This is a genomic window from Pseudoclavibacter terrae (genome assembly GCF_008831075.1).
In the GTDB taxonomy this organism is placed as follows: domain Bacteria; phylum Actinomycetota; class Actinomycetes; order Actinomycetales; family Microbacteriaceae; genus Pseudoclavibacter; species Pseudoclavibacter terrae.
In genome coordinates, this window is record NZ_WBJX01000001.1 from 1,171,890 (window position 1) to 1,198,876 (window position 26,987).

The 26,987-nt window shown below is 67.8% G+C and carries 26 protein-coding genes; 25 read left to right on the forward strand and 1 reads right to left on the reverse strand.

The window, feature by feature from the left end; genetic code table 11:
* Positions 1-131 precede the first annotated feature (131 nt).
* The 16 genes from prmC (at position 132) to F8O03_RS05495 (ending at position 16,328) form a co-directional block, all read left to right on the forward strand.
* On the forward strand, positions 132-1,046 hold the full coding sequence (gene prmC, locus F8O03_RS05420; protein WP_167516484.1) for a peptide chain release factor N(5)-glutamine methyltransferase: 915 nt from the start codon (positions 132-134) through the stop codon (positions 1,044-1,046).
* A 6-nt stretch (positions 1,047-1,052) separates the two neighbouring features.
* Positions 1,053-1,772 carry an L-threonylcarbamoyladenylate synthase gene (locus F8O03_RS05425; RefSeq protein WP_151422915.1) on the forward strand — a complete coding sequence of 240 codons (720 nt, stop codon included), beginning with the start codon at positions 1,053-1,055 and terminating at the stop codon, positions 1,770-1,772.
* Position 1,773: 1 nt separating this feature from the next.
* Positions 1,774-2,985, forward strand: a complete 1,212-nt coding sequence (locus F8O03_RS05430) for an MraY family glycosyltransferase (RefSeq protein ID WP_151422916.1) — start codon at positions 1,774-1,776, stop codon at positions 2,983-2,985.
* Positions 2,982-3,422 carry a Cg1360 family ATP-synthase-associated protein gene (locus tag F8O03_RS05435; protein WP_104253482.1) on the forward strand — a complete coding sequence of 147 codons (441 nt, stop codon included), beginning with the start codon at positions 2,982-2,984 and terminating at the stop codon, positions 3,420-3,422. The genes F8O03_RS05430 and F8O03_RS05435 overlap by 4 nt, the downstream gene beginning before the upstream one ends.
* A 93-nt stretch (positions 3,423-3,515) precedes the next feature.
* The gene (atpB, locus tag F8O03_RS05440) at positions 3,516-4,424 is read left to right on the forward strand and encodes a F0F1 ATP synthase subunit A (RefSeq protein ID WP_308471312.1); all 909 of its coding nucleotides are present in this window, start codon (positions 3,516-3,518) and stop codon (positions 4,422-4,424) included.
* A 58-nt stretch (positions 4,425-4,482) separates the two neighbouring features.
* On the forward strand, positions 4,483-4,713 hold the full coding sequence (gene atpE / locus F8O03_RS05445) for an ATP synthase F0 subunit C (protein WP_104241494.1): 231 nt from the start codon (positions 4,483-4,485) through the stop codon (positions 4,711-4,713).
* Between the two features lie 12 nt (positions 4,714-4,725).
* Positions 4,726-5,295, forward strand: a complete 570-nt coding sequence (locus tag F8O03_RS05450) for a F0F1 ATP synthase subunit B (RefSeq protein ID WP_104253481.1) — start codon at positions 4,726-4,728, stop codon at positions 5,293-5,295.
* Complete coding sequence (locus F8O03_RS05455) at positions 5,295-6,086, forward strand: F0F1 ATP synthase subunit delta (protein WP_104253480.1); 792 nt, start codon at positions 5,295-5,297, stop codon at positions 6,084-6,086. Before F8O03_RS05450 ends, F8O03_RS05455 begins: the two co-directional genes overlap by 1 nt.
* A gap of 52 nt (positions 6,087-6,138) precedes the next feature.
* Positions 6,139-7,764 (forward strand): F0F1 ATP synthase subunit alpha, encoded by a 1,626-nt coding sequence (gene atpA / locus F8O03_RS05460; RefSeq protein WP_104253479.1) that lies wholly within the window; start codon positions 6,139-6,141, stop codon positions 7,762-7,764.
* A 38-nt stretch (positions 7,765-7,802) separates the two neighbouring features.
* Complete coding sequence (locus tag F8O03_RS05465; protein WP_151422917.1) at positions 7,803-8,699, forward strand: F0F1 ATP synthase subunit gamma; 897 nt, start codon at positions 7,803-7,805, stop codon at positions 8,697-8,699.
* Between the two features lie 30 nt (positions 8,700-8,729).
* Positions 8,730-10,196, forward strand: a complete 1,467-nt coding sequence (gene atpD, locus F8O03_RS05470) for a F0F1 ATP synthase subunit beta (protein ID WP_104253477.1) — start codon at positions 8,730-8,732, stop codon at positions 10,194-10,196.
* Between the two features lie 2 nt (positions 10,197-10,198).
* A complete protein-coding gene (locus F8O03_RS05475) occupies positions 10,199-10,477 on the forward strand; it encodes a F0F1 ATP synthase subunit epsilon (RefSeq protein ID WP_104253476.1) in 279 nt (92 codons plus the stop codon).
* The gene (locus F8O03_RS05480; RefSeq protein ID WP_151422918.1) at positions 10,474-11,289 is read left to right on the forward strand and encodes a YaaA family protein; all 816 of its coding nucleotides are present in this window, start codon (positions 10,474-10,476) and stop codon (positions 11,287-11,289) included. Before F8O03_RS05475 ends, F8O03_RS05480 begins: the two co-directional genes overlap by 4 nt.
* 171 nt (positions 11,290-11,460) lie before the next feature.
* A complete protein-coding gene (locus F8O03_RS05485) occupies positions 11,461-12,210 on the forward strand; it encodes a DUF5684 domain-containing protein (protein ID WP_151422919.1) in 750 nt (249 codons plus the stop codon).
* A gap of 160 nt (positions 12,211-12,370) precedes the next feature.
* On the forward strand, positions 12,371-13,456 hold the full coding sequence (locus F8O03_RS05490) for a DUF4192 family protein (protein ID WP_151422920.1): 1,086 nt from the start codon (positions 12,371-12,373) through the stop codon (positions 13,454-13,456).
* Positions 13,419-16,328, forward strand: coding sequence for an FtsK/SpoIIIE domain-containing protein (locus F8O03_RS05495; protein WP_151422921.1), 2,910 nt, complete (start codon positions 13,419-13,421; stop codon positions 16,326-16,328). Before F8O03_RS05490 ends, F8O03_RS05495 begins: the two co-directional genes overlap by 38 nt.
* Here F8O03_RS05495 and F8O03_RS05500 read toward each other — a convergent pair.
* Positions 16,325-17,338 (reverse strand): asparaginase, encoded by a 1,014-nt coding sequence (locus tag F8O03_RS05500; RefSeq protein WP_151422922.1) that lies wholly within the window; start codon positions 17,336-17,338, stop codon positions 16,325-16,327. The two genes, F8O03_RS05495 and F8O03_RS05500, sit on opposite strands and share 4 nt — an antisense overlap.
* Before the next feature lie 112 nt (positions 17,339-17,450).
* On the opposite strand from F8O03_RS05500, the gene F8O03_RS05505 reads away from it, so the two are divergent.
* The 9 genes from F8O03_RS05505 (at position 17,451) to nusA (ending at position 26,987) form a co-directional block, all read left to right on the forward strand.
* The gene (locus F8O03_RS05505; RefSeq protein ID WP_244295928.1) at positions 17,451-18,788 is read left to right on the forward strand and encodes a M50 family metallopeptidase; all 1,338 of its coding nucleotides are present in this window, start codon (positions 17,451-17,453) and stop codon (positions 18,786-18,788) included.
* A 203-nt stretch (positions 18,789-18,991) separates the two neighbouring features.
* Positions 18,992-19,930 (forward strand): AAA family ATPase, encoded by a 939-nt coding sequence (locus F8O03_RS05510; protein WP_244295980.1) that lies wholly within the window; start codon positions 18,992-18,994, stop codon positions 19,928-19,930.
* A 2-nt stretch (positions 19,931-19,932) separates the two neighbouring features.
* Positions 19,933-20,829, forward strand: coding sequence for a DUF58 domain-containing protein (locus F8O03_RS05515; protein ID WP_151422924.1), 897 nt, complete (start codon positions 19,933-19,935; stop codon positions 20,827-20,829).
* Positions 20,816-21,304, forward strand: a complete 489-nt coding sequence (locus F8O03_RS05520; protein WP_151422925.1) for a hypothetical protein — start codon at positions 20,816-20,818, stop codon at positions 21,302-21,304. The genes F8O03_RS05515 and F8O03_RS05520 overlap by 14 nt, the downstream gene beginning before the upstream one ends.
* On the forward strand, positions 21,295-22,290 hold the full coding sequence (locus F8O03_RS05525) for a vWA domain-containing protein (RefSeq protein WP_151422926.1): 996 nt from the start codon (positions 21,295-21,297) through the stop codon (positions 22,288-22,290). Before F8O03_RS05520 ends, F8O03_RS05525 begins: the two co-directional genes overlap by 10 nt.
* Positions 22,287-23,273 carry a VWA domain-containing protein gene (locus F8O03_RS05530; protein ID WP_151422927.1) on the forward strand — a complete coding sequence of 329 codons (987 nt, stop codon included), beginning with the start codon at positions 22,287-22,289 and terminating at the stop codon, positions 23,271-23,273. The genes F8O03_RS05525 and F8O03_RS05530 overlap by 4 nt, the downstream gene beginning before the upstream one ends.
* Positions 23,270-23,992: a hypothetical protein gene (locus F8O03_RS05535; RefSeq protein ID WP_146079150.1), complete on the forward strand. Its 723-nt coding sequence runs from the start codon at positions 23,270-23,272 to the stop codon at positions 23,990-23,992. Before F8O03_RS05530 ends, F8O03_RS05535 begins: the two co-directional genes overlap by 4 nt.
* 87 nt (positions 23,993-24,079) lie before the next feature.
* Positions 24,080-25,858 (forward strand): proline--tRNA ligase, encoded by a 1,779-nt coding sequence (locus tag F8O03_RS05540; RefSeq protein ID WP_151422928.1) that lies wholly within the window; start codon positions 24,080-24,082, stop codon positions 25,856-25,858.
* A 109-nt stretch (positions 25,859-25,967) separates the two neighbouring features.
* A complete protein-coding gene (nusA, locus tag F8O03_RS05545) occupies positions 25,968-26,987 on the forward strand; it encodes a transcription termination factor NusA (protein ID WP_104253463.1) in 1,020 nt (339 codons plus the stop codon).

Below are 26,987 nucleotides of genomic sequence, written 5' to 3' on the forward strand. Positions count from 1 at the left end.
GTGCCCTTCTGGGATGCTGTGTGAACTTCGTGGGTGTCGCTGGCAGCGTTCGCCCGCGTCAATCGTCCCAATCATCTCGCGCGCGAGTGCTGTGCATGACGCTGCGAGTCAATGTGCGGGAGACTCTCTCCATGATCTTGCACGTAGACGCGCAGAGAAAGCTGGTTCGCGAACAGCTGAAGGCCGCTGGCATCGCCGACAGCGGCGTCGAGGCGGACCTGCTGCTCGCCGGTGTGCTCGGCATCTCGCGCGGCGAGGTGCAGATGCGCTCGCTGCTGGGCCGGGAGCTGTCGGAGATGGAAGCACGGGAGGTGGGGGCGGCGACGGCGAGACGAGCGCGTCGGGAGCCCCTCCAGCACGTTCTCGGCGTGGCGCCCTTCCTCGACATGGAGCTCGCCGTCGGCCCAGGGGTCTTCGTCCCGCGGCCCGAGACGGAATCGCTCGTGACCGCCGCCGTCGCCCTACTCGGGCAGGATCCGAGCTCCAGTGTCGGCCAGCTGACGGGCATCGACGTCGGCTCCGGCAGCGGGGCGGTGGCGCTCGGCGTCGCTCGCGCACACGGACGCATCCGCATGACGGCGATCGAGCGTTCGAGTGCCGCCTGGCCCTGGCTTCGGGCGAACGTCGAAGCGTTCGGGGACGGGCACGTCGACGTGTTCTTCGGAGACGCCGAGCGCGCCTTCTCGGTGGTGCCGCCCGGCTCGCTCGATCTCGTCGTCTCCAACCCGCCGTACGTGCCCGCCGCGAACCGGCCGGAGAGTCGCGAGGTCTGGCGGCACGACCCCGAAGAGGCGCTCTACTCCGGAGTCGACGGCCTCGACTTCATCCGAGAGCTCGCCACCTGGTCGTCCGCCGCGCTCGCACGAGGCGGCGTGCTCATCGTCGAGCACGAGGACTCCCAGGGGGCCGAGATCAGGCAGATCTTCGCCGACGCCGGCTTCATCGACGCCGCCACCCGTCAGGACCTCACCGGCAGGGACCGCCTCACATCCGCCGTGCGCTCCGCGTCGGGCGAGGGCGGATGCGACCAGCCGACTATCATGTGACGAAGAATGGGACAGATCTACGCCACCACAGACTCACTCGACCTCCTGGCAGCGGTCCGCGCGGCACGCACGGCCATCGCGAGCGGCGAGGTCATCGTCATGCCGACCGACACGGTGTACGGCATCGCAGCCGACGCCTTCTCGGCATCGGCCGTCCAGCGTCTGCTGGACGCCAAGGGGCGCACGCGCGCGACCCCGCCGCCGGTGCTCGTGGCGAACCACGAGACACTCGACGCGCTCGCCGAGAACGTGCACCCGCTCGCGCGGCAGCTCTTCGAGCGCTTCGCACCCGGCCCGCTCACGGTCATCCTTCAGGCGATGGGCTCGCTGCAGTGGGACCTCGGCGAGACGAACGGGACGGTCGCCCTGCGCATCCCCGACAGCCGCCTCGCACGCGAGCTGCTCAAGGAGACGGGCCCACTCGCGGTCTCGAGCGCCAACAAGCACGGCGAGGCGGCGGCGACGACGGTGCAGGAGGCCCTCGACGCCCTCGGGGAGGTCGTCGGAGTGTTCCTCGACGGCGGCCCGGCCGGAGGCGAGGCCTCCACGATCGTGGACGCGACCCCGCTGACCCGGGGTGAGCCCGCGCGCATCGTCCGACAGGGTGCGCTCTCCCGCGAGCTCATCGAAGAGGTGCTCGGCGACAAGCTCGCGCCGGTCGATGCCCCGGATCCGGAGCCAGCAGGCGAAGCAGAGCCGAAGTCGTCGACGGGGCACGAGTCCTAGCGTGCGGATCTACCTCGCCCTCGTGGTCGGCACGGCGCTTGTCACGCTCGTGCTCGTCTACGTGGTCTGGCGACTCGCGATGCGCTACAAGTGGTACCCGCCCGTCCGCGACAGGGACGTCCACACGACGCCCAAGCCGAGGCTCGGCGGCGTCGCGATGTTCGTCGGCATGCTGCTCGCGCTCGCCGCGGCCTCGCAGATACCGTTCTTCTCGCTCGTCTTCGAACAGCCGGGGCGGGTCTGGGCCCTCGTCGGCGCAGCGTCCCTCATCGTCCTGATCGGCGTGATCGACGACTTCATCGACCTCGACTGGATGACGAAGCTCGCCGGCCAGATCCTCGCCGCCATCCTCCTCGCCTGGCAGGGCGTCGCGATCACCTCGCTCCCGATCGGAGGCATCACGGTCGGCTCCCAGTGGATGTCGATCGCCATCACGGTGCTCGCCGTCGTCCTGGTGATGAACGCCGTCAACTTCATCGACGGACTCGACGGGCTCGTCGCCGGAGTCGCGATCATCGCGAACGGCGTCTTCCTGGTCTACAGCTACGTGCTCAGCGAATTCGCGGGTCAGACGGGGCGCTTCACGATGGGCGCGCTGCTCTCGGCGATCGTCATCGGCATCTGCCTCGGCTTCCTGGTTCTGAACTGGTACCCGTCGAAGATGTTCATGGGCGACGGGGGAGCGCTCCTCGTGGGCCTGCTGATGGCGGCCAGCGCCGTGGCGGTCACCGGCGAGGTCGACCCGCAGACGATCAGCCGGACCGAGCTCTGGCCCGCGTTCCTGCCCATGATCATCCCGTTCGCCGTGCTCATCGTGCCGCTTCTCGATTTCTCCCTCGCCGTGTTCCGACGGATGAGGGCCGGCAAGTCGCCCTTCACCGCCGACCGCAAGCACCTCCACCACCGCCTGCTCGACATGGGCCACTCCCAGCGGTGGGCGGTCGTCGTCTTCTACTCCTGGACGGCTGTCGTGTCGGTGGGCGCGCTCATGGCGTTCGCAGCCGACCTCATCTCGATCCCGATCGGACTCGTCATCGGCTTCGTCGTCGTCGGCTTCGTCCTCTGCACGCTGGTGACCATCGCGCCGCTCAGCAGGCGCAAGTCGCGGGAGCGCCACGCGCAGAAGGCTCCGGGCGAGAACGCCCACGACGAGCTCGCCGATGCAAACGCCTCGCTGCTCAAGGCAGCACCCGAATCCGGAATGGACGCATGAACTCCTCTACGACCCCCACCTCCGTGCCCATCTTCAAGAGCATCCTGAAGTGGTCCGTCGTGGTCGCCATCGCGGTCGCCGTCGTCGGCGGTGCCGCTGGCTTCTTCGCCGTCGGGATCAACGGCCTGTGGAGCGCGCTCTTCGCCGCCGCCATCACGCTGCTCTTCACGGGCATCACGGTCGTCTCCGTCATCCTGGCGTCGCACCTCGACCAGATCTTCTTCATGGCGACCATCCTCGGCGCCTGGATCCTCAAGTTCATCGTGTTCCTCGGGGCCCTGTTCCTCATCAGGGACCTGCCGATCGTGCACCTCTTCACGCTCTGGCTGTGCCTCGTCGTGGCTGTCATCGCGACAGTCGTCGTCGACGTCGTCTGCGTTGTGCGCGGGCGGATGGGCAACGTCAGCGACGTGCGACTGCCCGGCGACGACAAATAGTAGAAAAGTTGGCTCAGGAGGCCCGAAGTGCACTCCTGCCTGGGGATTTCTTGATAGGCTGATCCAGGTGCGCCGAGAAGGGGTCCTTCTCGTGTGCTCACCCGCCCGAACTCATCGAAGCGCAGCAAAGACAGCTGCGCCCCGAGACAGGAGAGTGCTCTGTTCGCCTCAGCCCTGAATCTGCCAGTTTTCATCGCTGCCGCGGAGGACAACAGCATCTTCCACCCGCCGTCGCTTGACCACGAGTTCTTCCTCGAGGCAGTGGCGTTCGCTGGCACGCCGTTCGAACTGAACCGCATCATCCTCGTGAGGCTCCTCGCCATCGCGGTCCTGCTCCTCCTCTTCTGGCTTGCTCTCCGCAGCCCGAAGGTCATCCCGGGCAAGGGGCAGTCGCTCGCCGAGATCGCAATCGGCTTCGTCAAGTCGCAGATCGCTGACGGCATCCTGGGTGAGAAGCTCGGACACAAGTACCTGCCGCTGCTCGCCGCGATGTTCTTCGGCATCTTCGCCATGAACATCACGGGCATCATCCCGGGCCTGAACATCGCCGGAACCTCGCTGATCGGCATGCCGCTCGTGCTGGCCGTCGTGTCGTACATCGCCTTCATCTACGCGGGCTTCCGCGAGGCGGGCCCCGGGACGTTCTTCAAGAACGCGCTCTTCCCGAGCGGTGTGCCGTGGCCGATGTACATCCTGCTGACGCCGATCGAGTTCATCAACATCTTCATCGTGCGCCCCGTCTCGCTCGCGCTGCGACTCTTCCTCAACATGATGGTCGGCCACCTGCTGCTCGTCCTCACGTTCAGCGCGACGAACTTCTTTGTCATCCAGTACTCGCTGCAGGGCCCTGGCGGTCCGCTCGACATGCTGTTCGGCATCCCCACACTGCTCGGCGGCTTCGTCATGACGCTCGTCGAGATCCTCGCGGCGGTCCTCCAGGCCTTCGTGTTCACGCTCCTGACCGCGGTCTTCATCCAGCAGGCCGCTGCCAAGAGCCACTAAGACCCACCTGACTCACGCGAAGCAACCTGCTTCACCACCCATACGGAAGGAAACCCCTGTGGAAACCACCACGCTCGCCGAGATCTCCGGCAACATCGCTACCGTCGGCTACGGCCTCTCTGCAATCGGCCCCGGCATCGGCATCGGTATCGTCGCCGGCAAGACCGTCGAGGCCATGGCACGTCAGCCCGAGATGGCTGGCCGCCTCCAGGTCACCATGTTCCTCGGTATCGCCTTCACCGAGCTGCTCGCCTTCATCGGCGTCGCAACGTTCTTCATCTTCCAGTAAGCGGGTCCGCACATGAGCACTTTCGCACTGTCGGCGGCTACGTCGACGCTCGCAGCGGAGGAAGGCGGCAACGTCCTTCTTCCCGCTACGTATGACATCGTCTGGTCGGCGGTCGTCTTCGTTGTGCTCGGATTCTTCTTCTGGAAATTCGCCATCCCGGCGCTGCGCAAGGTGCTCGACGAGCGCGAGGCGCAGATCGAGGGCGGCATCCGCAAGGCGGAGATCGCCCAGGCCGAGGCCGCTGCCAAGCGCGACGAGAACGAGAAGCTTCTCGCCGCCGCGCGAACCGAAGCCGCGGAGATCCGCGAGCAGGCTCGCGTCGACGCAGATCAGATCAAGGTCCAGAAGAAGGCCGAGACGCAGGCTGAGCTCGACCGCATGACCGCTTCCGCAAAGGCCCAGATCGAGGCGGAGCGCCAGACGGCGATCGTCTCGCTCCGCGCCGAGGTGGGCACGCTTGCACTCGACCTCGCCTCCGGCGTCGTCGGAGAGAGCCTGCGCGAGGACAGCCGCTCGACGGCTTACGTCGACCGGTTCCTGAGCGAGCTCGACAACGACCAGAAGGCAGGAACGCACAGCTGATGGGAAGCGCGACCAGACACGCACTGGCAGCCCTCAAGAACAGCGTCGACGGCTGGGGCCAGGCAGAGCTTGGAGATGCTGAGCAGGTGTTCGCGGCGGTCAACGCAGCGGGCGCCAACCAGCACCTCCTCGCAGCACTGTCCAACCCCGCCGCCGACGTCAGCGCCAGGCGCGAGCTCGCAGGGACGGTCTTCGGATCGCACCTCGGCCCGCGTGCGCTGCAGCTCCTCCAGGACGCTGTCAGCCAGACCTGGTCGAGCAACCATGAGTTCGCGCTCGGCCTGCAGGAACTCGCAGTCCGTGCCACGGCCCAGACCGCAGGAGCGCAGTCGGTCATCGCCGCCGAGCTCACCACGGTCGCTGACACGATCAGCGCCAACCCGGAGCTCGAGCTCACGCTCGGGTCGCGCCTCGGAGACTCGGCTGTCAAGTCGCAGCTCATCGAGCGCCTCTTCGCGGGCAAGATCAGCGCGCCCAGCCTGCTGATCCTCCGCGAGCTCGTGGGCAACCCGCTCGGTCGCCGCACGCGCCGCCTCCTCACGTGGGCTGGCGAAGTGGTCGCCGACCAGGCAGGCCGCTCGGTCGCAACCGTCACGGTGGCGAGTCCGCTCGCCCCCGAGCAGCTCGCGAAGCTCGAGGCGGGACTCACGCGTCGGTTCAACCGGCGCGTCTCCGTCACCACGGTCATCGACCCGAAGATCATCGGCGGCCTGCGCGTGCAGCTTGGCGATGACGTGATCGACGACAGCGTCGCCGCTCGACTCAACAACCTCCGCCTGCAGCTCGCCTGAGCCTCACGCACTGAAACTCTCGGGGCGAGGCCCCGGACGACAAGGGAAGAACATGTCAGAACTCACAATCAATCCGGATGAGATCCGCGACGCGCTTCAGCAGTTCGCTTCCTCATACCGTCCGGAAGGCGCCACGGCGACCGAGGTCGGCACCGTGGTTGACGCCTCGGACGGCATCGCGCACGTCGAGGGTCTCCCTGGCGTCATGGCCAACGAGCTCATCACCTTCGCCGACGGAACGCTCGGCCTCGCCCAGAACCTCGACGAGAGCAGCATCGGCGTCATCGTCCTCGGCGAGTTCCAGGGCATCGTCGAGGGCATGGAAGTCCGCCGCACCGGCGAGGTGCTCTCCGTCCCAGTCGGCGACGGCTACCTCGGCCGCGTCGTCGACCCGCTCGGGAACGCAATCGACGGACTCGGCGAGATCGCCACCTCCGGTCGCCGCGCCCTCGAGCTCCAGGCGCCGGGCGTCATGGACCGCAAGTCGGTGCACGAGCCGCTCGAGACCGGCATCAAGGCCATCGACGCGATGATCCCCGTCGGCCGCGGCCAGCGCCAGCTGATCATCGGCGACCGCCAGACCGGCAAGACGGCCATCGCGATCGACGCCATCATCAACCAGAAGGCCAACTGGGAGTCGGGCGACGTCAACAAGCAGGTTCGCTGCATCTACGTCGCCGTCGGCCAGAAGGGCTCGACCATCGCCTCCGTCAAGGGCGCGCTGGAAGACGCCGGAGCAATGGAGTACACGACGATCGTCGCGTCTCCCGCATCCGACCCCGCAGGCTTCAAGTACCTCGCCCCGTACACCGGTTCGGCCATCGGCCAGCAGTGGATGTACGAGGGCAAGCACGTCCTCATCGTGTTCGACGACCTGTCGAAGCAGGCTGAGGCCTACCGCGCCGTCTCGCTCCTCCTGCGCCGCCCGCCGGGCCGCGAGGCCTACCCGGGTGACGTGTTCTACCTGCACTCCCGCCTCCTCGAGCGCTGCGCGAAGCTCTCCGACGCGATGGGTGCAGGCTCGATGACCGGTCTTCCGATCATCGAGACGAAGGCCAACGACGTCTCCGCGTACATCCCGACCAACGTGATCTCGATCACCGACGGCCAGATCTTCCTGCAGTCCGACCTCTTCAACGCCAACCAGCGTCCCGCGGTCGACGTCGGAATCTCCGTCTCACGAGTCGGCGGCGACGCGCAGCAGAAGCACATCAAGAAGGTCTCGGGAACGCTCAAGCTCGAGCTCGCCCAGTACCGTTCGCAGCAGGCGTTCGCGATGTTCGCATCCGACCTCGATGCGACGACGCGCAAGCAGCTCGAGCGTGGCGCACGCCTCACCGAGCTCCTCAAGCAGCCGCAGTACTCGCCGTACCCCGTCGAGCAGCAGGTCGTCGCGATCTGGGCCGGCACCAACGGCAAGCTCGACCTCGTCCCGGTCGACGAGGTGCTGCGCTTCGAGCGCGAGCTCCTCGAGTACCTCGAGCGCAACACCGACGTCCTCGGCCTCCTCCGCGACAGCGGAAAGCTCGAAGACGACACGCTGAAGGCCATGGCCGACGGTGTCGACGCCTTCGTGAAGACGTACCTCAAGAACGACGGAACTCCGCTCGTCGCAAGCGCCGAACAGGTCGCCGCTGACGAGATCGAGCAGGAGAAGATCGTCAAGAAGCGCCGCTAGGCGCCCTCGACGACTTCGACGACGAGCACAGGAGAAGCATGGGAGCACAACTTCGGGTCTACCGGCAGAAGATCAAGTCTGCCCAGACGATGAAGAAGGTCACCCGCGCCATGGAGCTGATCGCCACTTCGCGCATCACCAAGGCGCGGAAACGCATGGCCGAGTCGAACCCGTACGCGCAGGCGATCACCGAGGCAGTCTCGGCAGTGGCCAGCTACACGGACATCGATCACATCCTCGTCACCGAGCGTGAAGAGGTGCGCCGCGTCGCGGTCGTCGTCTTCACGAGCGACCGAGGCCTCAACGGAGCCTTCTCGTCGAGCGTGCTTCGCGAGGCCGAGGGCCTCACGAACCAGCTCGAGTCAGAAGGCAAGGAAGTCGTCCACTATCTCATCGGGCGCAAGGCGGTGGGCTACTTCGCCTTCCGCAAGCGCGCGAGCGAGAAGCAGTGGACAGGCTCGACGGACCTCCCGGTCTTCCAGACCGCGAAGGAGCTCGGCGAGGCACTGGTCGAACGGTTCACGATTCCCTTCGAGGACGGCGGCGTGGAGGAGATCCACTACGTCTACAACCGGTTCCAGTCGATGGTCACGCAGACGCCGACCGTCGTGCGGCTCCTGCCGCTCGAGGTCGTCGAAAGCGACGACGTCGCAGAAGAGGCCCCGCTGCTCCCGCTGTACGAGTTCGAGCCGGATGCGGAGACGGTGCTCCACGCACTGCTTCCCGACTACATCCAGGCGCGCCTCTTCAACGCCATGCTGCACTCCGCCGCATCCGAGCACGCTGCCCGCCAGCGCGCGATGAGCGCGGCTTCCGACAACGCAGACACCCTGGTGCGCGACTACACCAGGCTCGCGAACAACGCGCGCCAGGCAGAGATCACGCAGCAGATTTCCGAGATCGTGGGCGGCGCGGACGCGCTCGCAACCGCATAACCGCGCGAACACGCAAGAAAAGGACAAGACATGACGACGCACATCGTCTCCGACAGGGAAGACACGACGGCTCCGGCCGGTGTCGGCCGGATCGCCCGTGTCACGGGTCCCGTTGTCGACATCGAGTTCCCGCATGACGCCATCCCCGGCATCTACCACGCGCTCGAGACCGAGGTCAGCCTCGGCGACCAGTCGCTCAAGCTCACGCTCGAGGTCGCTCAGCACCTCGGCGACGACCTCGTCCGCGCCATCGCGCTCAAGCCGACCGACGGCCTCGTCCGCGGCCAGGAAGTCCGCGACACCGGCGCCCCCATCTCGGTGCCCGTCGGCGACGTCACCAAGGGCAAGGTCTTCAGCGTCACCGGTGAAGTGCTCAACGAGACCATGATCTCGGAGCCCTACGAGATCACCGAACGCTGGCCCATCCACCGCGAGCCCCCGGCCTTCGACCAGCTCGAGTCGAAGACCGAGCTCTTCGAGACCGGCATCAAGAGCATCGACCTGCTCACCCCGTACGTCCAGGGTGGAAAGATCGGCCTCTTCGGTGGAGCCGGCGTCGGCAAGACCGTCCTCATCCAGGAGATGATCCAGCGCGTCGCGCAGGACCACGGCGGCGTCTCGGTGTTCGCCGGTGTCGGCGAGCGCACGCGTGAGGGCAACGACCTCATCTACGAGATGGAAGAAGCAGGCGTCTTCGACAAGACCGCGCTTGTATTCGGCCAGATGGACGAGCCGCCGGGAACGCGACTGCGCGTCGCCCTCTCGGCCCTCACCATGGCCGAGTACTTCCGTGACGTGCAGAAGCAGGACGTGCTCCTCTTCATCGACAACATCTTCCGCTTCACGCAGGCCGGTTCCGAGGTCTCCACGCTGCTCGGCCGCATGCCGTCCGCCGTCGGATACCAGCCGAACCTCGCCGACGAGATGGGTGTGCTCCAGGAGCGCATCACGTCGACGCGTGGCCACTCGATCACGTCGCTCCAGGCCATCTACGTGCCTGCTGACGACTACACCGACCCGGCCCCTGCGACGACGTTCGCCCACCTCGACGCCACGACGGAGCTCTCGCGAGAGATCGCGTCGAAGGGCCTCTACCCGGCCATCGACCCGCTCACGTCGACGAGCCGCATCCTCGACCCCCGTTACCTGGGCGCCGACCACTACCGCGTCGCGACCGAGGTCAAGCAGATCCTTCAGAAGAACAAGGAACTGCAGGAGATCATCGCGATCCTCGGTGTCGACGAGCTCTCCGAGGAAGACAAGATCACCGTCTCCCGTGCTCGCCGTATCCAGCAGTTCCTCTCGCAGAACACCTACATGGCGAAGAAGTTCACTGGTGTCGAGGGTTCGACGGTTCCGCTCAAGGAGACCATCGAGTCGTTCGACGCCATCGCCAAGGGCGACTTCGACCACGTCGCCGAGCAGGCCTTCTTCAACGTCGGTGGAATCAACGACGTCGAAGAGAAGTGGGCGCAGATGCAGAAGGACAACGCATAGTCATGGCAGGCAAAGGCGAACTGACCGTCAAGGTCGTCGAAGCAACCAAGCTCGTCTGGGAGGGGAGCGCGACCATGGTCGTCGCCCGCACCTCCGAGGGCGAGATCGGAATCCTCTCCGGCCACGAGCCTGTGCTCGCAGCCCTGGGTGCCGGACAGGTTCGCATCACGGCTTCCGACGGATCGAAGATCGTCGCCAACGCCGAGGGCGGCTTCCTCTCGGTGAACAGCGACGTCGTCACGGTCGTCGCCGGCGAGGCTGAACTCGTCTCCGGGGAGTGACCGAAGGTCTCCTGCTGCTGTTGCCGCCGTCCGAAACAAAACGGGACGGCGGCAACGCTGCGTTCACGGGGGAGTTGGTCGAGAGCCCGGAAGCAGGCGGGCTCAGCTGGCCGGAGACATTCGCGGCGACGCGGGAGCTCGTCGCCAGTGAGCTGCACAGCCTCTCGCACGACCGCGAGACCGCCCGCAAGGTGCTCAAGATCTCCGAGAAGCAGGCAGAGATCGAGCTCAACAGGAACCGCACCCTGCGCTCAGCCCCTCGCATGCCGGCGCTGCTCCGGTACACGGGTGTGCTGTACGACGCCCTCGACGCCCCGACCCTGACCGCGCCCCAGCTGAGCTGGGCGGCGCACCATGTGGCGGTCCACTCCGCTCTGTTCGGGCTCGTCGGCGGGGGAGAAGGCATTCCCGCCTACCGGCTCTCTGCGGCGTCACGGCTCGGCGGTGTCGCTGCACCTCGCCGCTGGGCTCCAGCGGCGAGTCAGGCGCTGTCGGCGCACAGGGGGCTTGTGGTCGACCTCCGATCGAAGGCGTACGCCGCGCTCGGACCCGTCGAGGCCGCTGAGCGGCATGTGTCCATCGATGTCGTCTCGAGGTCGGCAGACGGCACCGTGCGCTCACTCAACCACTTCAACAAACGAGGCAAGGGCCTCTTCACGCGCGGTCTCATCACGCGCGCGTCGTCGCAGCCTGACCGGGCAGCGGCGCTGCGGGATGCGGAAGAGCTGGCGGACTTCTGCCGCGAGGCCGGTTGGGAACTCGAACCAACAGGACCGGGCGCCGCGCGGCTGATCGTGCCGGAAGGCCTCTGAGCCGCCCGTCGCCGGCAGCAGCGCTTCCGACGCCAGGCGCGCAGGGGAGCGCTCCCCATCGACAAAGTCGTTGAAACGCCGCTACTTTGTACCATGTCTGCGATTTCTGGCTCATGCGCACTCCCCGCGCTCGACGCAGACGTCGACTGAATATCAGAAAGTGACTCCTCCATGGAAATCATCGCTTACGGCGATCAGGCCGCTGCCGGTATCGGCGCCCTCGGGATCCTCCTGTGGCTCGTCCTCGTGCTCGGCGCGTACGCGCTCACCTCGTGGATCATGTCGAAGGTGTTCACGAAGATGGGCATCGAGGCCTGGAAGGCCTGGGTTCCGGTCTACAACTCGTGGACGTTCGTCGAAGCCGCGGGCTTCCCCGGCTGGTGGGTCCTCGTCGGTTTCATCCCCGGCGTCAACATCGCCCTCGTCGTGCTCATGGCCATCGCCGCCTACCGCATCGGTCTCGGCTTCGGCAAGAGCGGCGTCTGGGTGCTGCTCTACATCTTCCTCCCCATCGTGTGGCTCGCCATCATCGGCTTCGACAGCTCGCGTTGGAACCCGGCACTCATGAACCTGGGTGGCCAGTACGGCCAGCCCCAGGGCGCAGTCGGCTATGGGCCGGGGCCACAGGGACAGGCGTACGGACAGGCACCGGTGCAGTCCGGCTACGGACAGGCCCCCGCGCAGCCGTACGGACAGAACCCGGCCCAGCCCAACGGCCAGCAGGCATACGGTCAGGCTCCGGCGCAGTCCAACGGCCAGCAGCCGTACGGTCAGGCTCCGGCGCAGCCGTACGGTCAGCAGCCGTACGGACAGGCACCAACGCAGCAGCCGTACGGGCAGCCGCCCGTTCAGCAGCCGCCGCTCGGTCGCGCCCCCGAGAACCAGCAGCCGTACGGCCAGCAGCCCCCTTCTCAGCACTGACGGGGCTGGACACTCGTCCGGTCTCCGAGCACGGCACGCGGATCGTCTTCCGCGTGCCGTGCTCTGTTCACTTCGTCGTCACAGGCGTGTGAAACGCTCGCTGTCCACAACCGCGGTCACCACCGAACCGCACGGCTGACGTGGGGCCTAGCTTCTGGGCATGCAACAGATTCGCCTCAGCACACCGAAGCAGATTCTCGACGCCGTGCCTCGTCTCCTCGGCTACTCACCGGTCGGCTCACTTGTCGCCATACCGCTCAGCGGGAAACGGGGAGGAGTGGTCCTCCGCTTCGATCTGCCGGAGGTACCGGAACCGTCATCAGCGGGTGCGGCCGCCTACGCGAATGCCGTGATCGGTCACCTGTCGCACCTGAGGAGCATCGAGCGAGTCGTCTTCGTCCTGTGCCCGGACCTGCCCTTCGGGTCTGGTCCGCGGCCACCCTTCTGGGTGGTTGCCGAGGAGCTTGTCGCAGCGGCGGACCGCGCAGGAATCGAGCTTGCCGCCTGCATCTGCCGAGCTGCCGACGCCTGGGGCGTCTACGGGTGCGACGACGCCGACTGCTGCGACATCGGCCCGCGCCCGCTCGGCGCACAGGAGGAGTGGGTGCGGGCGACGGCGAAGCCGGGCGACGAGTCGCTCATCACGCCCGCGTCCGTGACCACAAGGCTGCGCTTCGCGGACGAGGATGAGCGACACTGGCAGCACCACGAGGGTGAGGACGACCTGCCGTCGATGCGGCAGCGGTGGCTCATGGCATTCGCTCCTGACACGTTCCGCGCTGCACCGACAGACGCGGAACTCGCACATCTGCTCTGCATGCTCCGGGGCCGCCACACCTCTGAGCTGCTCCTCGTGACGATCGGGTTCGGCGCGCACGCCGACCTGCTCTCGCTGGCGCCGGTCTGGAGCACGGTGATGGGCGAGGAGGACGCGCACCGACCTCTGCCCGAGTTCTCCCGCCGGCGTGTTCGCCAGGCCGCCGCGGTCCTGCGACGTCTCGCCGAACTCGTCGACCTCGACGATGAACCCGTGCTCCTTGCCAGCATGAGCTGGCTCGAATGGGCCTCGGGGAGGTCGAGCGCCGCGGCGGCCTTCGCGAAGAGAGCGCTCGAGATCAGAGCGGACGATCCGCTTGCCTCAAGCGTCGCCTGGCTCGTCGAGCGGTGCGTGGTTCCGCCCTGGCTCGCTGTCGTCGAACAGTGGTCCGATGAGCCGGAAGCAGCCGCTGCAGGACGTGACGACTGAGGGGTCTCACGGGCGATCGGACGAACAGGCAGGGCCCCGGCTGATCGAGCCCGTCCTGTCCCTGCCCGCGCCCGTCCCCGATCTGAGGGGAGTGGCGTTTCCCATCATCATGGCCTCGGCTCCGGTCTTCGTCGCGATCCTGCTCTGGCTGCTTCTGGGCTCACCCGCCATGCTTGCATTCGCCCTGCTCGGTCCCGTCATGGCGACAGCAAGCTACGCGGAGTCGAGACGTCAGGCGAGCGCCGAGCACAGGCGGGCGCAAGCCGTGTTCGATCGCGAGCTCGACGCATGCATCCAGCAGGCTCGGGCGCTCGCCTCGGACGAGCTGCGGAGGCTGGAGGCCCTCGCTGCAGAGCCCTGCACCGCTCGTGGCGCGCCCCCTCTGGAGCTGCAGGAGCGCTTCTGCCTCGGATCAGGATCGGTGCGTGTGCGTGTCCCCATGTCCGGGGAGCTGCGGCACCTCCCAGAAGACGTACGTGCGCGTCTCGATCACGTCCTCACGCTCGACGACGCTCCCGTCTTCGGACCCGGTGCGACGTTCGAGATCACCGGGAGCACCAGCCTGGTTCTCGCGGCATCACGCGCGCTGCTCGTCCAGCATGCGGCGTGCGCGGGCGAGGTTCGCATCTGTGGCGACGCCTCCGAGCCGGCCTTGGCCGAGGAGCTCTCCGCACTCGGTCGCCCGTGGAGATGGGCTGATGCGCAGGTGCCCGATGGCGGGCTGCTCCTCGACCTCTCCGGAGCTCGAGACGGCGAGTCGTCGAACGCGGCCCCGGTTCGCGTCCATGTGCAGAACGCCTCAGCCGCGAGCGTCGTGCTCGAGAACGGTCGTCACGTCACGCTGCGGCCCAGGTTCGTGACGGCGGAGCAGCTTCGCGCCTCCGGTCCGAGCCGTTCCGACGGGGCTGGTCAAGCGGGCAACGATGGGCAGGACTCCGGAGAACCGAGACGTCCAGCGTCGATCACGAGCCCAGCCGCTGCCGGGCCGACGAGGCCGAGCGGCGCCGGCCTGTACGCCGACCTCGGCACACTCGGCGCACACGACACCAGGCTCTTCGGCGTCGACCTCGTCGCCGACGGCCCGCACGCGGTGATCGGGGGCACGACCGGGTCCGGCAAGAGCGAGCTGCTCGTGACCTGGGTGCTGGCGCTGACCGAGACGAGATCCACTCGGGAGGTGCAGGTGCTGTGCTTCGACTTCAAGGGCGGCGCGACGTTCGACCCTCTGGCCGAACTCCCGCACTGCGTCGGCATCGTGACCGATCTGGACGCTGCCGAGGCGCAGCGGGCCGCGGTCAGCCTGCGTGCCGAGCTCCGCGAGCGTGAACGTGCGCTCCGCGCCGCCGGTGCGACTCACATCGGACAGGTGCCCGGCCTCGCCCGGTTAGTCGTCATCGTCGACGAGTACCAGGCGCTTGTGGACGCCGGTGCCGAGTTGCACTCCGTATTCGCGGACATCTCAGCGAGGGGGAGGAGCCTCGGGATGCACCTCGTGTTGTGCGCCCAGCAGCCGGCGGTCGCCGTCCGAGCGACGACGCTTGCCAACTGCAGCATCCGCATCTGCCTCCGCGTGGTCGCGGACGCGGACAGCACCGCGCTGATCGGCACCGCCTCCGCCGCGCGCCTGCCCGTCGACTCACCCGGGCTCGCCCTGGTCGCGCGAGACAACCGCATCACAGAAGTCCAGGTGCGGCATCGAGACCGCCCGGCTGTCGCAGGCTTCGTCGACGCGGCCGTCCAGCGGGAAGCTCACCTCGGCCATCCACCTCCGCAGCGGCCGTGGCTGCCCGCTCTTCCCACGCGGATCACGCTCGCGGCACTCACGGCGCACGGCCCGGGTCTCGCATTCGGGCTGAGCGACGACACCGAGGCTCGCGAGCAGCGCCCCGCACGCTTCGACCCGCATCTCGGCGCGATGGCGGTCATCGGAGGGCCTCGAACCGGGAAGACCGGCTGCCTCACGGCGCTCGTGGAGTCGGCCCGCTCGGAGCCCGACTCCGTCGTCGGGTGGGTGACCGTCCTGGCCGCGGATCCAGAGCCGGCCTGGGACCAGCTGATTGCCGCAGACCTCGCTGCGGGCCCGGGCCTGTTGCTCGTCGACGACATCGATGCGCTCCTCGCCGGGGTGGAGGAGCCGCACCGCACCGCCATGACCGAGCGCCTCGTGCGCCTCATCAAGGCCTCCGCATCCTGCTCACCGGCCGTCGCGTTCTCGCTGAGTCGGGTGACGGGCGGGACAGCGGCGATTGTCGCCTCCGCTGCCCAGACGCTCCGCCTGGTCGGTGGTGATCGCAGCGCGTACGTCATGGCGGGCGGGCAGTCGTCGGAGCACGACGCGGATGCCCCCGCGGGGCGGGCGGTCTGGCATGGGAGAGCCTGCCAGGTCGCACAGGCGTCCCAGCCGATCGGCAACCGTGGTCGTGACGCCGAGGATGCGACGGATCCACTCGACCTGATCCACGGCGAGAGCGACCGAGAGCTGCTCGTGGTGGCTCGCCAGCCTGCCACGATACGGCGCATCCTCGAGGCAAGGGGGTTCGTCTGCACGGATCTCGCGGACTGGGGTGCGGTGACACCCGCAACTCGTGGACACCCCGAGCGAGGCGGCTCGGAGCCGGGAAGCGTTCAGCGAGCTGTCATCGGCGACCTCGAGACGTGGCAGGGTCGATTCGGGGTCCTGTCGAGGCTCTCCGCCGAGCACCGTGTGCTGCTGTCCGGCGTGACCCCCGCCGAGCACCGGTCACTCCTCAGAGGCGATCCTCTGCCGCCGCTGATCGTCGACGCGTCGCGCAGCGCGGTCCTGCGCCACAGTCGAGGCGTGCTGGAACGCATCCGCTGGTCGGACCAGGAGAGGTCCCTGAGCGGCCCCTAGAGGCTCGTCGGAACTCCGCTGCCGACCATGATCTCGCCCACGAGGACGCCACCGCCCATGACCTCGAGCCCAAGCCGCGGCAGCAGCTGCTGCACTCGGCCCACATCGACGGCACCCGCCGCGACGAGCAGCTGCAGACCCACGAGCGTCGTTCCACGGCTGGAGCCGTCGAGCATCTTCATCGCGACCGCGGTGCCGTCCGGCGCGGCGAGGATGAGGACCCCCTCAGCGCCGGACTTCGCGAGCACACCGAGCTCGGAGACGACCAGGGAATTCGGGCGCCCGTGGCCCTCGAGGAGCCAGCCGTTGGAGAGCACCGAGCGCCACACGGCGGCTGCCGCCTTGAAGAGCGGGAACGGGGAGGACGGACTGGCCGTGGCGAGCCGGCTCGCCGCCGCCGCGAGACCGACGAGGCTGACGGCGAAGACCGGCGCGCCGCATCCGTCGACACCGACCGCGCTCGGGCGCTCCCTGGTCATGCGCTCGACCGTGTCCTTGACGGCCACCTGGAGCGGATGATCTGCCGCCAGGTACCCCTCCGTCGGCCACCCCTGGGCGACGCAGGCCGCCAGCATCGCAGCGTGTTTGCCGCTGCACTCCATGTACACCGGGGAGGATGCCTCGCCGGCGCGGACGAGCGCGTCTCTGGATGCACGATCTCGGGGCCAGGAAGCGGGGCAGGCGAGTGCCCGGTCGTCGAGCCCGCTGGCGTGCAGGATCTCCCGCACGTGTGCGACGTGAGCGGGGGAACCGGAGTGGCTGCCGCAGGCGATCGCCGTCTGCTCGTCCGTCAGCCGAGCGCCGAGCGCCAGCGCGGTCTGCGCCTGGAAGAGCTTGAGGGTCGAGCGTGGGAACACCGGCTGATGCCCGTCTCCGAGCTCGGCACGGATCGTCGCGTCCGGGTTGGTCAGGACCGCAGCGCCGACGTGCCTGGATTCGATGAACCCAGAACGGACGACAACGGCGAGTTCGACGGCGGCTGCAGCGTGCAGCGTTGATGCTTCGCTCATGATCGGGCAAGCCTACGCGGTGGGCGACTCGCAGCACCGGTGCGCGCGCGGCCCGGCGGGCAGGGCAGATCGACAGCATGCGAGCGACAAGGCGGGTCTACGCTTGACCCCCGTGGAATCAGTCTTGCTCTTCATCGTCGGCGTCCTGGCCGCAGTCATCGGCCTCGCCGCGTCTATCGCGCTCCACGAGGTCGGCCACCTCGTCCCCGCCAAGCGCTTCGGGGTGCGCGTCACGCAGTACATGGTGGGGTTCGGGCCGACGCTCTTCTCGCGCAAGCGGGGCGAGACGGAATACGGCGTGAAGGCCATCCCGCTCGGCGGGTACGTCGCCATGATCGGCATGTACCCGCCCGCCAAGGCGGGACAGGCCGCGCGCACGGGCGGGACCGGGTTCATGTCGAGCATGATCGACGACGCCAGGCTCGCGTCCGCGGAAGGGGTGCTGCCGGGGGAGGAGTCGCGGACGTACGCGGCGCTCCCGGTCTGGAAGCGCATCGTCATCATGGTCGGTGGGCCAGCCATGAACTTCGTCATCGCGATCCTCGGCTTCATGATCGTCTGCTCCGGATTCGGGCTCTACCAGCCGTCGACGACGGTCGGCACGGTCTACGAGTGCGTCGTCCCGGCTGGCTCGGTGGCGCCTGAGCCAGGTGAGGCGTGCGCGACGCCGGCACCCGCCTTCGAGGCCGGACTCCTCCCCGGTGACAGGATCACGAGCGTTGACGGCACCGCCACCGACAGCTGGGACCTCCTCCAGGAGACCATCCGCGTGAGCCCGGGCGAGCCGATCTCCGTCGGGGTCGATCGCGCGGGTGAGCAGCTGCAGGTGGAGCTCACGCCACGCGTCAACACCGTCTACGAGCTCGACGAGCTGACGGGAGCACGCGTCGAAGCCGCGGACGGCTCGTTCGTGACGCAGGAAGTCGGGTTCGTCGGCATCACGCCGACGCAGGAGCGCATCAGGCAGTCGCCGCTCTACGCATTCACGATGGCCGAGGCCAACGTGCGCGCCGTCGGCAACTTCCTGATCACGATCCCCGAGCGCATCGTCGAGATGTGGAACGCCGGCTTCGGGGGCGCCGAGCGAGACCCGAACGGCCCGATGAGCGTTGTCGGGGTCGGACGGATCACAGGAGAGGTGGCGGCTGAGAGCAGCATCCCCGTCGTCGATCGGGTGGCGACCATCGTGCAGCTGGTCGCGTCCGTCAACATCGCGCTCGGCGTCATCAACCTCGTCCCGCTGCCGCCCCTCGATGGCGGACACGTGCTCGCCGCGCTCATCGACGGTGTCCGCCGACGGCTCGCCAAGCTGTTCGGTCGCCCCGACCCTGGTCCGTTCGACACGGCCAAGCTGCTCCCCGTCACCCTGGTGATCGCGGGATGCCTCATGGCGATGAGCGCCCTCTTCATCTATGTCGACATCGTCAACCCGATCCGACTCTTCGAGTAGCCGTTCGAGGAAGACTCGCGGGAGGCTGAACGTGAGTGCCGCACGGTGTCACTACGCTTTCCCTTGCGAATCACTGAAGTGCCCGAGACGAGATCAGTAGAGTCGGCAGGCGTGTCCAGCCGCAGGAAGAAGGATCCGTGACGATTGTCGGCGGTCAGCAGCTCAAGCTCAGCCAGCAGGAGCTCCAGGAAGCGGGGCGTGCCATCGGGGCCGTCTCGCAGGCCTTCGCACACAAGGTCGTCGGCCAGACGCAGCTGCGCGAGACGCTGCTCGTCGGGCTCATGTCCGGGGGGCACGTCCTCCTCGAGTCGGTTCCCGGCCTCGCGAAGACGACGGCAGCCCAGACGCTCGCGCAATCGGTCCGTGGGTCGTTCAGTCGCATCCAGTGCACGCCGGACCTCCTGCCGTCGGACATCGTCGGCACGCAGATCTACGATGCCGCGGAGCACCGCTTCTCGACCCAGCTCGGGCCCGTCCACGCGAACTTCGTGCTGCTCGACGAGATCAACCGCTCGAGCGCGAAGACGCAGTCCGCGATGCTTGAGGCGATGCAGGAGCGCCAGACCACGATCGGAGGCACGCTGTACCCGCTGCCCGATCCGTTCCTCGTGATCGCCACGCAGAACCCCATCGAGCAGGAAGGCACCTACGTGCTGCCTGAGGCGCAGCTCGACCGCTTCATGCTCAAGGACGTGCTCGAGTACCCGAACCCAGCTGAGGAGGCCGAGATCCTGCGTCGCATCGACGAGGGTGTCTTCGAGCATGGGGAACCAGCCGCGGTGGGGCTGCAGGACGTGACGCGGCTGCAGGAGCTGACGTCACGGGTGTACGTCGACAAGGCGATCACGGAGTACATCGTCGGGCTCGTCTACGTGACGCGTCACGCCGGTGAGTACATCGGCCCGGAGCTGGCCAGGCTTGTCGAGGTCGGCGCGTCGCCGCGCGCCTCGATCAACTTCGCCAAGGGCGCCAGGGCAGTCGCGCTCCTGCAGGGCCGCGACCATGTCGTGCCCGAGGACGTCCGCCGACTGGCGCACCGCATCCTCCGCCACCGCATCATCCTCGGCTTCGAGGCGGATGCCACGGGTGTGCGCGTCGAGCAGATCATCGACGCGGTGCTCGGGGCTGTCCGAACTCCGTGACCATGTCGAGCGAACGCCCCCTTCTCGCGAAGGTGAAGTCGAAGATGTTCCTGCACGCGCGAAGGCGCGTGCTGCACCTGCTCGACGGCCAGTACGCCTCGCATCTGCGGGGTCGCAGCATGGATTTCGACGATCTCCGCGAGTACGTGGCGGGAGATGAGATCAAGGACATCGACTGGAAGGCGAGCGCGCGAGCGGGGCACCCCCTCGTGAAGCGCTACGTCGCCGAGCGTCGCCACCGTGTGCTGTTCGCCGTCGATGGCGGCCGCAACATGGCGGCGATCTCGGCGAGCGGCGAGCCGAAGAGGGAGGTGCTGGTCACGGCGCTGGGCGTTCTCGGCTATCTCGCCATCCGGCATGGTGACGACGTGGGTCTCGTGACGGGTAGCTCCGACGGCATCAGGCAGCTCCCGTTCCGCAGCACGTCGTCCGCGCTCGAGCGGATGCTGCACGCTGTCTACGACACGGTTGGACTCGAGACAGCGACCAGCGATATGAACGCGGTCCTCGACCGAGTCCGTCTCACGGTCAGGCACCGCGCGCTGCTCGTCGTGATCGCGGACGAGTTCGACTGGGACGAGGAACGTGCTGCGCTCGTGCGCCGGCTGGCGGCGCAGCATGAGATCGTCTGGCTCCAGATCACGGACGCGGAACCGCATCAGCGCGGCACCCGTGGCGAGCTGGCCTTCGACGTGGAGGGGAACTGGGCCATGCCGAGCCTTTTCGGCGGGGACCGGCTCCTCGAGCGCGAGTTCGAGTACGCCGAGCAGAAACGGGCGCTCGATATGGAGCGCACGTTCGAGGCGAACGCGGTGTCGTACGCGGAGATCGCGAGCGAGCAGCAGGTCGCGCCGACACTCCTTGCGCTCTTGAAGGCGAGGGCGAATGTTCGTCGCTGATGTCCAACCGCCGGAGGGAACCGTCGTTCCCGTCATCGACTACGCGCAGTTCTGGCTGGTTCTCGGCTTCCTGATCCTGGCGTCCATCGTCGCCTACTACTTCCTCGTGGTCTTCCTGACTCGACCGCGCCCGCCGAAGGCAGCCCCGGTGCTCCCTCCTGCGAGGCCGCCGGTCCATGCGCTGCAGCAGGAGTATCTCGAGCGCGTGGACGAGGTCGCGCGCCGTGCGGCGGCTGGCGAGCTGACGCCGCGACGGGCCCACGCGGAGCTGAGCGTGCTCGTCCGTGGTTTCGTCGCTGCCGTCTCGACCGTTCCGGCGGACAAGATGACGCTCACCGACCTGAGGCGCACCGAGCTGCGCGGGGTCTCGCACACGGTCGGCCAGTACTACCCGATGGTCTTCGGGGCGCACGATCCGAGCGGCACGGAGGCCGGGATCGCAGCCGCGCGGGAGGTGATCGCGACATGGCGATAGCAATGTGGTGGGTCAGCCTGTCGCTGATCGCAGTAGCGGCAGCCGTCGCGGCCATCGCCTGGTGGCGTGCTCGCAAGCGTGGGCGGTCTGGCGCGATCCCCGTCGCCAACTCCAGGCGGCTCACGAGGCTTCCGGCGTACCGACGGGCGCTGCTCAGGTACTCGAGTCTCATGACCGCGGTCGGGGTCGTCCTCGCGATCCTCCTCGCGGTCACGAGCGTCGCGGCTGGCCGCTGGGTGTACCAGCGCGTCGAATCGCCGGAGAAGTTCAACCGCGACATCGTGCTCTGCCTCGACATCTCCGGCTCCATGGTCGACTACGACGTCGAGGTGCTCGACAGGTACCTCGAGATGCTCCAGGGGTTCGACGGGGAGCGCATGTCGCTCATGCTGTGGGATGCGACGGCGGTCCAGCTCTTCCCGCTGACCGACGACTACGCGTTCGTCGAGACCCAGCTGCAGCAGGTGCGGGATGAGATGGAGTCGGCCTCGGGCGGATCCAACATCGAGTACTCGTTCGCCCAGGGCACGCAGGGCGCTGCAGGCGCCTCCCTCGTCGGCGATGGCCTTGCCTCCTGCGCGATGACGTTCGGCGAATACGATCCGGCCGCCGATGACGGAAGATCCCGTTCCATCATCTTCGCGACGGACAACGCGGTGAACGGCGACCCGCTCGTCTCGTTCCCGGAGGCCGCCGAATACACGGAGGAGCGCGGGATCACCATCTACGCGCTCGATGCCAACCAGTTCGAGGATGCGTTCGCCGACCAGTTCAGGACGACGATCCTGCAGGCGGACGGCAGCTACTTCAAGCTCACCGACCCGGCCAGCGTGTCCGGCATCGTCGACCAGATCACGAGCGAGCAGACCTCGCTCATGGTCGGCCAGCCCCAGCTGCTCGTCACCGACCGGCCGAACGTGTGGCTCGTGCTGATGCTCGTCTTCGCATCCATCTACGTCGTGCTGGCCTGGAGGCTTCGACTATGACCTGGAATCCCATACTTCCCCCGGTGCTCCTGGCACTCGTCGGCATGGTCCTTCTCGGCTTCTGCGTCTTCGCGCTCGTCAGGGCATCCGATCGACGTCGGCGAGTCAACTGGGCCCTGCGCCTCGCCGCCTGTGCCCTGATCGTGGTCGCCGCGTTCCGTCCTGGCGTCGGCAGCGCTCCGGCCCCGAACCTCCAGAGCGAGGTCGACGTGCTCTTCGTGGTCGACACGACGGCGAGCATGGTCGCAGAGGACTGGGACGGCGCTCCGCGCCTCGACGGCGTGAAGGCGGACATCTCAGCCCTGACGGCCGCGCACGAGGGGGCAAGGTTCGGCCTCGTGACCTTCGATGCCGCCGCCGTCCAGCGGTTGCCGTTCACCGCCGACACGACGGCGCTCGACGCCCTGCTGCAGACGCTGCGTCCGGAGGTCACCCAGTACTCCCGCGGCAGCTCCATCTCCATCGCAGAGCCGCTGGTCCAGGACGTGCTGGAAGCGGCCGCCGAGGCCGAGCCGGAGCGGGCGAGGCTCGTGTACTACCTGGGCGACGGTGAGCAGACCGCCGAGACGGAACCGGAATCGTTCAGCGCCGTCGCAGGCTATCTGGCCGGGGGAGCCGTGCTCGGCTACGGCACCGAGGAGGGTGGGCCCATGAAGGAGACTGCTGGCACGCTCGCGACGGACGAGTCGGGCTACATCCTCGATGGACAGGGCCAGCAGGCCCGCTCCGTCATCGACACCGCCGCCCTGCAGACCATCGCGGACGACCTCGCGCTGCCGCTCGAGGTGCGCGAGCCGGGCACGGAAGTGGTTCCCGCGGAGGTCGACGGCACCAGGGTGACGCAGACCGGCGGCAGCGCGGAGACGGCGTTCGAGGTGTACTGGATCCTCGCCGCGGCCGCGTTCCTCCTGCTGCTCCGAGACGTCTGGGAGTCCGTGAAGCACTCCATCGAACTCAGCAGGGCCAGGGGAGGAACAGCATGAGTCCTCGTCGGAGGAAAGCGGGCGGTGCGGTGCCCATGGCCGGTGCCGCCGCGAAGCGCAGGCGGAGGTTCATCCTCGTCAGCATCCCGTTCGCGCTCCTGGCAGCCGCGTTCGCGACCAAGCTGATCAGCATGTCGGTCATCGCCGACCGCACGGTGTCGCTCTATGCCGACTCCGAGTACGAGGGGAGCATGAACTCCGCGCAGCAGCAGAAGTTCGTGAACATCCTCGAGAGCTGGAAGGCCCCGTACAACACGGGCACGTCGATGCTCCAGCTTGGACTGCTCGACGAAGCACGCACCGAGCTCGAGGCGGCACTGCCCCTGGCCGAGCCTCCGCAGCAGTGCCCGATCCGCGCGAATCTGGCCATCACGATCGAGCGGCAGGGCGATGCGCGCCTCGCCGAGGACGACACCGCAGGGGCGGTCGCCCTGTGGCAGGAGGCCCTCGCAGTCCTGGATGCCCGCGACCCGAGTTGCGCGTCCACCGAATTCGAGCCCCCGACGGTCGAGTCGAGCGAGCGCATCCAGCAGAAGCTGCAGCAGCAGTCGGAGGCGCAGGAGCCGACCGAGGGGGAGGAGCCTCCGGAATCGACGCAGTCGCCGGAGATGACCGAGCTCGAAGAGCAGCTGCAGGAGAATCAGCAGGACCGCCAGGACGAGCTCGACCAGGAGCGCGGTGAGACCGAGGGCGATTCCCTGTACGACAAGCCCTGGTGACGCAGATCGGTGCCCGCGGTCGGCCAGGCGTCTGCCAGGGCCGAGCGCGGCCAGCGCGTGGGCCCTGGCAGGACTAGCATTGGCCGGGTGACTACTCGCCTCTCCAAGCTCTTTGTCCGCACGCTCCGCGAAGACCCCGTCGACGCTGAGGTGGCCAGCCACAGGCTCCTCGTGCGCGCAGGCTACATCCGTCGCCAGGCGCCAGGCGTCTTCGCGTGGCTGCCGCTTGGTCTCAAGGTGAAGCGTCGCATCGAGCAGATCGTGCGCGAGGAGATGGAAGCGGCAGGCGCTCAGGAGGTGCACTTCCCCGGCATCCTGCCCGCAGACTTCTACGAGGCCACGGGCCGCCTCGACGACTTCGGCGACGGGATCTTCCGCCTCGAGGACCGCAAGGGCGCGCCCCTCGTGCTCGCGCCCACACACGAGGAGGCCTTCACGCTCGCCGTCAAGGACCTCTACTCCTCGTACAAGGATCTGCCGCTCTCGATCTACCAGATCCAGGACAAGTACCGCGATGAGGCGCGTCCCCGCGCTGGGCTGCTGCGCGGCCGTGAGTTCACGATGAAGGACGCGTACTCGTTCGACATCGACGACGCTGGACTGGACGCGAGCTACCAGGCTCAGCGCGACGCCTACGAGCGCATCTTCGACCGCCTCGGGCTCGAGTACGTCATCGTCGCTGCCAATGCCGGCGCGATGGGCGGCTCACGGAGCGAGGAGTTCCTGCACCCGACGCCCGTCGGCGAAGACACCTTCGTGCGCTCGCCCGGCGGCTACGCGGCGAACGTCGAGGCCTACTCCGCGCCGGCTCCCGCCGCCGTGGACCCGAGCTCGACCGGTGCCGCGACCGTCTTCGATTCACCGGACACGCCCACCATCGCGACGCTCGTGGCGCACGCCAACGCGGTCGTCCCGAAGGTCGAGGGCCGCGACTGGACAGCAGCGGACACGCTCAAGAACGTGGTCGTGGCGCGTCTCCACACGGACGGCACCCGCGACCTGGTCGTCGTCGGCATCCCCGGCGACCGCGAGGTCGACATGAAGCGCCTCGAGACGGCCCTTCAGCCTGCCGAGGTCGAGGCCGCGACTGCTGAGGACTTCGCGAAGCACCCTGGTCTCGTTCGCGGGTACATCGGACCGTGGTCTGCCGAGGGGCAGGCGCTGGGCGAGGACTCCACCACCGGTGTCGCGTACTTCCTCGACGAGACCGTTGCGGACGGCTCCAGCTGGATCACCGGCGCCAACATCGCCGGCAAGCACGTCCACTCGCTGGTCGTCGGACGAGACTTCACGGCCGACGCGCGCATCGGCGCCGCCGAGGTCCGCGACGGTGACCCTGCCCCCGACGGCAGCGGCGCCATCACGACGGCTCGAGGCACGGAGATCGGGCACGTCTTCCAGCTCGGCCGCAAGTACGCGGAAGCTCTCGGGCTGAAGGTCCTCAACGAGCAGGGCAAGCTCACCACTGTGACGATGGGGTCCTACGGCATCGGCGTGACCCGGAACCTCGCGCTCATCGCCGAGGCCAACCACGACGACCGTGGTCTCATCTGGCCCGAGCAGGTGGCCCCATTCGACGTGCAGATCATCGCCACCGGCCGCAACGAAGAGCCGTTCGCCGTTGCAGAGGAGCTCTCCGCCGCGTTCGACGCCGCCGGCCTCGACGTGCTCTACGACGACCGGAAGAAGGTCTCGCCCGGCGTCAAGTTCGGAGACGCGGAACTCCTGGGCGTTCCATGGATCGTCATCGCGGGAAAGGGCGCCGCCGACGGCCAGGTCGAGCTGTGGAACCGCCGGACGAACGAGCGCGACGCGGTCGCCAAGGACGAGGTGCTGGCGCTCCTGCAGTCCAAGCGCGCCAGCTGAGGGCGGCGCGGGACGAGGCGGAGCATCGCCTCGTCCCGCGTGCCTGACATGAGGACGAGTCTGCCCGCATGGGGTAAACTCGTCCTTTCATCTGAATAGAGGGAGCGCCATGAAGATCGACCTTGCTGTCCTGAGGATTCTCGAGCGAGAGCGTGAGATCCCGTTTGAGGAACTTGCCAGCATTCTCGAGCAGGCGATCCTGACCGCGTACGAGAAGCACGTCTCGCAGGAACTGGGCCAGGACGTGCCACCGGCCTCGACCCGGGTGCACCTCGACCGCAAGAGCGGTGAGGTCAACGTCTTCGTCCCCGAGCTCGACGAAGACGGAGAGATCATCGGCGAAGCCCAGCTCCCCGCCGACGACTTCGGGCGAGTGGCCGCGTTCGCAGCCAAGCAGGTCATCAACCAGCGCATCCGCGACATCGGCGACGACAAGGTGCTCGGCGAGTTCCGCGGACGCGAAGGCGACATCATCGCCGGCGTCATCCAACAGGGCCCGAACCCCCGCATGATCCACGTCGACCTCGGAACCGTCGAGGCGATCCTGCCCCCTGAGGAGCAGGTGCCAGGTGAGGACTACTCGCACGGCCGCCGACTGCGCGTCTTCGTGACGAAGGTCGAGCGGGGCAGCAAGGGCCCCCAGATCACCGTCTCCCGCACCCACCCGTCTCTCGTCCGCAAGCTCTTCGCCCTCGAGGTCCCCGAGATCGCGAGCGGCGTCGTCGAGATCGTGTCGCTGGCTCGTGAAGCCGGTCACCGTTCGAAGATCGCGGTGCGAGCCACGCAGGAGGGCATCAACCCCAAGGGCGCCTGCATCGGTGAGCTCGGGGCACGCGTCCGCGCCGTCACCAACGAGCTCGGCGACGAGAAGATCGACATCGTCGACTACTCGGACGACCTGCCGACGTTCGTGGCCAGCGCACTGAGTCCCGCCAAGGTCTCGAGCGCGTTTGTCATCGACCGGGCGACCAAGGCCGTCCGAGCACTCGTCCCGGACTTCCAGCTGTCGCTCGCGATCGGCAAGGAGGGCCAGAACGCACGGCTCGCGGCCAAGCTCACGGGGGCGAGAATCGACATCCAGCCCGACTCGATCCTCGAAGACGGAGACGAAGCGCGCGCAGAGGGGTAG